The sequence below is a fragment of the Bradyrhizobium sp. PRIMUS42 genome (assembly GCF_023006515.1).
Lineage (GTDB): Bacteria > Pseudomonadota > Alphaproteobacteria > Rhizobiales > Xanthobacteraceae > Bradyrhizobium.
The window spans coordinates 1-5202 of record NZ_JALBGZ010000461.1 but is presented as its reverse complement, the minus strand read 5'-3'; the positions used below and the strand labels follow the sequence as shown (position 1 = coordinate 5202).

Here is a 5202-nt window from a genome sequence, read left to right as displayed (position 1 = left end):
GGCACCGTCGCCGGCGACCACAGCGTGACCTTCCTCGGCCCGTTCGAGCGCCTGACGCTGTCGCATCAGGCCGAGGACCGCATGCTGTTCGCCCATGGCGCGCTGAAGGCGGCGTTGTGGGCGCACGGCAAGAAGCCGGGTCACTACTCCATGGCCGACGTGCTCGGCCTCTCCGACATCTGAACCAGAGCATGATCCGGAAAAGTGTGAAGCGGTTTTCCGAGAAGATCATGCTCAAACAACAACCGTAACGGAAAGCAGTCAATGAGCGAACGTCTTCTCGTGCTCGTGCGTCACGGCCAGAGCGAATGGAATCTGAAGAACCTGTTCACGGGTTGGAAGGACCCCGACCTCACCGAGCTCGGCGTGAAGGAAGCCACGGAAGCCGGCCGCAAGCTGAAGGCGCAGGGCCTCGTGTTCGACGTCGCCTATACGTCGGTGCTCACGCGCGCGCAGCACACGCTCGACCTCATCCTCGGCGAGCTCGACCAGAAAGGCCTGCCGACGATGAAGAACCTCGCGCTGAACGAGCGCGACTATGGCGATCTCTCCGGCCTCAACAAGGATGACGCCCGCAAGAAATGGGGCGAGGACCAGGTGCTGATCTGGCGCCGCTCCTACGACGTGCCGCCGCCCGGCGGCGAGAGTCTGAAGGACACGCTGGCGCGCGCGCTGCCGTACTATGTGCAGGAGATTCTGCCCGGCGTGCTCAACGGCAAGCGCACGCTGGTCGCCGCCCACGGCAACTCACTGCGCGCGCTGATCATGGTGCTGGAAAAGCTCTCGCCCGAAGGCATTCTGAAGCGCGAGCTCGCGACGGGTGTGCCGATCATTTACCGGCTCAACGCAGATTCGACCGTGGCCTCGAAGCTGGATCTGGCGGGCTGAATTTTCTTCGCCGCATGCGCGATGCCGTAGGGTGGGCAAAGCGAAGCGTGCCCACGATATGTCGGTGGTTTCAGAAAGATGGTGGGCACGGCGCTCTGCGCCTTTGCCCACCCTACGGCAGTGTGCTTGCAGCTCCTACTGCATCCCCAGCTGCCCGGCTTCCCAGCCCAGCATCGCCTGCTTGCGGGTGATGCCCCAGTGATAGCCGGTGAGCGTGCCGCTCTTGCCGAGCGCGCGGTGGCAGGGAACGACGAACGAGACCGGGTTCTTGCCGACCGCGGCGCCGACGGCGCGCGAGGCCTTCGGGCTGTTGATGTTGCAGGCGATGTCGGAATAGGACACCGCGCGCCCCATCGGGATCTTCAACAGCGTCTCCCACACCCGCACCTCGAAATCGGTGCCGATCATGACCACGCGCAGCGGCTGGTCCGGCCGCCAAAGTCTGGTGTCGAAGATGCGCGCAGCGAGCGGGGCCGTGCCCTCGTGATCCTCGACATAGATCGCGTTCGGCCAGCGCCGCGTCATGTCGGCGAGCGCAACCTTCTCGTCGCCGTGGTCGGCGAAGGCAAGGCCTGACAGGCCGCGATCGGTGGCGATCACGATCGCTGTGCCGAACGGCGAGGGGTGAAAGCCGTAGCGCAAGGTCAGGCCGGCGCCACCGTTCTTCCATTCGCCCGGCGACATCGCTTCATGGGTGACGAAGAGATCGTGCAGCCGCCCCGGGCCTGACAGGCCGGAATCGAGCGCGGCGTCGAGAATGCTCGCGGAGTCCCGTAGCAATCCCTTGGCGTGATCGAGCGTCAGCGCCTGCATGAAGGCCTTTGGTGTGATCGAGGCCCAGCGGCGGAACAGATGGTGCAGCTCATCCGGCGTGACGCCGGCGGCATCCGCCATCGCCTCGATGGTCGGCTGCGCGCGCCAGTTCTCCGAGATGAAGGCGATCGCCCGGCGGACCGAATCATAGTCACGCAACGCGGCGTTCTGGGGGCCCGGCTTGGTCAGGCGCTGGTCATGTATGGCGAGTGTCATCATGACCGGAAATGTAGGGGAGGGACGGGTGGGAAACCACCCGATTTCCGACGTGAAATCAGCTGATCGGGTTGTAGGTCGGACCGCGCTTGGCGGCGTTGAGTGCTTCAACCAAGCCTTTGTAAAAACTTGCTTTTTCCTCTGGCCCCAGGAAGCGGGCGATCTGGATCTGGTGGCCGCGCGAGATCAGATAGAGATGCTCGATGCCAAAGTCCTCGTCGACCTCCATGTCGAGGCGGACCCAGAGCGGATTGAACGTCCATTCGGCGACCTGGCCGCGATGGCTGATCCGGCGCACGCGCAACTCGGAGGTCGTGACCGTGATCTCCTCGCGTGCCCGCGCGGTGCGGAAATTGACCCGGAAGGCCCACCAGATCACCAGCACGTCGATGCCGAAGAAACCGAGCACCGGCCAGGCGCCCTTCAACAGGAAAGCGAGACCAGTGGCAAAGCTCACCACGCTCAGGAACAGCATCACGGCGAGGAAGCCGGTGCGGTCGAGCGAGCGGTGCGGCGTCAGCAGCGCGGAGAAGATCTGAGGCTCGTCCTCGCTTTCAGATTGCTCCCGCTCAATTTCGTTGCCTGTGCTCATCGTCCCTCAGTATATCCCGATCATGGCGAAAATCACCCGCAAGCCGACGCCGCGCAAAGCGCCCGTGCCCAACGACAAGGCAGAGGCGGCCGTCGCGAAGCCCAAGCCCGCTAAGAAATCGGCCCCCGCCAGGAAGTCGCTTAGGGCTATCAGACCCTGGACGCCCGCTGAGGTTCACGAAGTCTTCAGCCGTTTCCGCAAAGCCAACCCGGAGCCGAAGGGCGAGCTCGAGCACGTCAATCCGTTCACGCTGCTGGTGGCCGTGGTGCTGTCGGCGCAGGCCACCGATGCCGGCGTCAACAAGGCGACGCGTGCGTTGTTCGAAGTCGCGGACACGCCGCAGAAGATGCTCGACCTCGGCGAGGAGCGGTTGCGCGACTACATCAAGACCATCGGGCTCTACCGAACCAAGGCCAGAAACGTCATCGCGCTGTCGGCAAAGGTGATCAGCGAATTCGGCGGCGAGGTGCCGCGCACGCGCGCCGAGATCGAGTCGTTGCCCGGCGCCGGCCGCAAGACCGCCAACGTCGTGCTCAACATGGCCTTCGGCGAACACACCATGGCGGTCGACACGCATGTGTTCCGTGTCGGCAACCGCACGGGACTAGCGCCCGGCAAGACGCCGCTGGAAGTCGAACTCGGTCTCGAAAAGGTGATCCCCGCGGAGTTCATGCTGCACGCCCATCATTGGCTGATCCTGCACGGCCGCTATACTTGCCTCGCCCGCACGCCGCGCTGCGAGGTCTGCCTGATCAACGATCTCTGCCGATGGCCGGAGAAGACGGTCTGAGCGACGGCGCCATCACCGCATCTGCCGCGCGGGCTCGATCAGCTCGGGCCGCGGGCCTGATAGCCGCTTGTGCATGTGGACCATGAAAGCCATGCCGAAGATCGGCGTCGCCAGATTGACGATCGGGATCGAGACGAAGGCGGCGATGAACAGGCCGGCGGTGAAGATGGTGGCGGCGTTGTCGCGTCGCATCGCCTTGGCCTCTTCCGGCGAGCGGAAACGCATCGCGGCCAGCTCGAAATATTCACGACCGAGCAGCCAGGCGGCGGCGAGGAAGAAGACCAGGAAGCCGGCGCCGGCGAACAGTACCAGCGGCAGCGCGATCAGATAGACGAGGATCGTCAGCAGCGCGGTCTTGATGCCCTCGAAGATGGCCTGGCTGAACGGCAGCGCGCGGCCTGGCTGCTCGGCCGGATAGTGCTCGCGCTCGACGATGTCGGCGACGTCGTCGACGAACAGGCTGGCCACCACCGAAGTGATCGCGGGCATCAGGAAGACGCCGCCGAACACGACACCGAGGCCCGCGGCGATCGAGACGATCCAGGACAGGATTTCGAGCGATGTATGCCAGCCCGGTCCCAGCAGCCCTTCCAGCCAGACCTCACCGGAGGTCGCAAACCAGCTCAAGAGCCGCTGCAAGCCGATCGCCAGCACGGTGATCAGCACGAGCGCAAGCCCGATCGACCGCCACAGGATCGAGCGCATCGGCGGCGAGATCATTTGCGACAGCGCCTTGATGGCGGCATCCAGCATGGTGGGGCCCTTTCACGAAACGACCCGCGAGAGGTAGAGATGCACGGCGGTTTCGGCAAGGGAGGGCAGCTACGGCCTGCTTCCTTTGTCCCGACCACAGTATCGTAGAGTGGGCAAAGCGTAGCGTGCCCACGGCTTCTGTCGCGGTTTTCGATTGATGGTGGGCACGGCGCAAGTGCGCCTTTGCCCACCCTACGAGATTGATCCAGCGGATGGAGCCGCTCACCCACAAGGGGTTCGCACCGTCGGTTCAGCCCTCAGCTACCCATGCCGATGCCCGTGCTTGCGCCCCTTTGCCTGCTTGCCTTCCCCTGTCGGGATCATCACCACGCGGCCGTAGCGCACGCCGCGTTCGGCGATGATGTGGTCGGCGAAATGCCGGACCTCGGCGGCATCGCCCCGCAGCGCGGTCATCTCCATGCAATTGTTGTCGTCGAGATGGACATGCAGGGTCGCCAGCGCGAGGTCGTGATGGCCGTGGAATTCCTGCACCAGGCGCTTGGAGAGATCGCGGGCGGCGTGGTCGTAGACATAGACGAGGCCGGCGACGCAGGCGCCGGTCTGCGCGGTGTCCTCGGTGCTCTGCTGCAGGCCGGCGCGGGCGAGATCGCGGATGATCTCGGAGCGGTTCTGATAGCCGCGTGCTTCCGCCGCCGCGTCAATCTCCGCCAAGAGATCGTCCTCGATCGTGATCGTAATTCGCTGCATCAGGCCCTCTCTGCGTCCCGCCTATATTCCGTGAACCGTAGCCCGGATGGAGCGAAGCGCAATCCGGGACAGTCTCGATTTGTTAGCAGAACCCGGATTTCGCTTGCGCTCCATGCGGTCTACGCAGTGTCTTCACAGCCGCGTTGCACGCAGGCGCAGCGCATTCCCGACCACGCTCACCGAGGACAGCGCCATCGCCGCTGCCGCGATGATCGGCGACAGCAGGACGCCGAAGGTCGGATAGAGGATGCCGGCGGCGATCGGGATGCCGGCGGCATTGTAGATGAAGGCGAAGAACAGGTTCTGGCGGATGTTGCTCATGGTCGCCTGCGACAGCTTTCGCGCGCGGACGATGCCCACGAGGTCGCCCTTGAGCAGCGTCACGCCCGCGCTCTCCATCGCCACATCCGTGCCGGTGCCCATGGCGATGCCGACTTCGGCC

General features: G+C 64.7%; 7 protein-coding genes and 1 pseudogene. 3 read left to right on the top strand and 5 right to left on the bottom strand.

All coding sequences use genetic code 11. From position 1 onward, the window contains the following. A partial coding sequence (locus MOV75_RS26610) for a dihydrodipicolinate reductase C-terminal domain-containing protein (protein ID WP_309486970.1) occupies positions 1–183 on the top strand: 183 nt, incomplete at its 5' end. 81 nt (positions 184–264) lie between these two features. Then, positions 265–888, top strand: coding sequence for a 2,3-bisphosphoglycerate-dependent phosphoglycerate mutase (locus MOV75_RS26605; RefSeq protein WP_211395052.1), 624 nt, complete (start codon positions 265–267; stop codon positions 886–888). Positions 889–1023: 135 nt separating this feature from the next. Here MOV75_RS26605 and MOV75_RS26600 read toward each other — a convergent pair whose 3' ends face one another. Next, on the bottom strand, positions 1024–1920 hold the full coding sequence (locus tag MOV75_RS26600) for a bifunctional helix-turn-helix domain-containing protein/methylated-DNA--[protein]-cysteine S-methyltransferase (protein WP_246921488.1): 897 nt from the start codon (positions 1918–1920) through the stop codon (positions 1024–1026). A gap of 55 nt (positions 1921–1975) precedes the next feature. Next, positions 1976–2509, bottom strand: a complete 534-nt coding sequence (locus MOV75_RS26595; RefSeq protein WP_246921491.1) for a DUF2244 domain-containing protein — start codon at positions 2507–2509, stop codon at positions 1976–1978. Between the two features lie 22 nt (positions 2510–2531). Here MOV75_RS26595 and nth point away from each other — a divergent pair, with 22 nt between their 5' ends. Next, on the top strand, positions 2532–3299 hold the full coding sequence (gene nth / locus MOV75_RS26590) for an endonuclease III (RefSeq protein ID WP_246921493.1): 768 nt from the start codon (positions 2532–2534) through the stop codon (positions 3297–3299). A gap of 12 nt (positions 3300–3311) precedes the next feature. Here nth and MOV75_RS26585 read toward each other — a convergent pair whose 3' ends face one another. From MOV75_RS26585 to MOV75_RS26575, 3 genes and pseudogenes are all read right to left on the bottom strand, one after another. Then, complete coding sequence (locus MOV75_RS26585; RefSeq protein WP_246921496.1) at positions 3312–4052, bottom strand: sulfate transporter family protein; 741 nt, start codon at positions 4050–4052, stop codon at positions 3312–3314. 261 nt (positions 4053–4313) lie between these two features. Next, complete coding sequence (gene nikR, locus MOV75_RS26580) at positions 4314–4760, bottom strand: nickel-responsive transcriptional regulator NikR (protein ID WP_246921499.1); 447 nt, start codon at positions 4758–4760, stop codon at positions 4314–4316. Positions 4761–4892: 132 nt separating this feature from the next. Then, positions 4893–5202 (bottom strand): annotated as a pseudogene (locus tag MOV75_RS26575) (haloacid dehalogenase); the annotation flags it as partial.

Excerpts from the sequence above, each read along its gene's own strand:
- MOV75_RS26585 (WP_246921496.1), bottom strand. The coding sequence starts at position 4,052 with ATGCTGGATGCCGCCATCAAGGCGCTGTCGCAAATGATCTCGCCGCCG.
- nth (WP_246921493.1), top strand. The coding sequence starts at position 2,532 with ATGGCGAAAATCACCCGCAAGCCGACGCCGCGCAAAGCGCCCGTGCCC.
- MOV75_RS26600 (WP_246921488.1), bottom strand. The coding sequence starts at position 1,920 with ATGATGACACTCGCCATACATGACCAGCGCCTGACCAAGCCGGGCCCC.
- nikR (WP_246921499.1), bottom strand. The coding sequence starts at position 4,760 with ATGCAGCGAATTACGATCACGATCGAGGACGATCTCTTGGCGGAGATT.
- MOV75_RS26605 (WP_211395052.1), top strand. The coding sequence starts at position 265 with ATGAGCGAACGTCTTCTCGTGCTCGTGCGTCACGGCCAGAGCGAATGG.
- MOV75_RS26595 (WP_246921491.1), bottom strand. The coding sequence starts at position 2,509 with ATGAGCACAGGCAACGAAATTGAGCGGGAGCAATCTGAAAGCGAGGAC.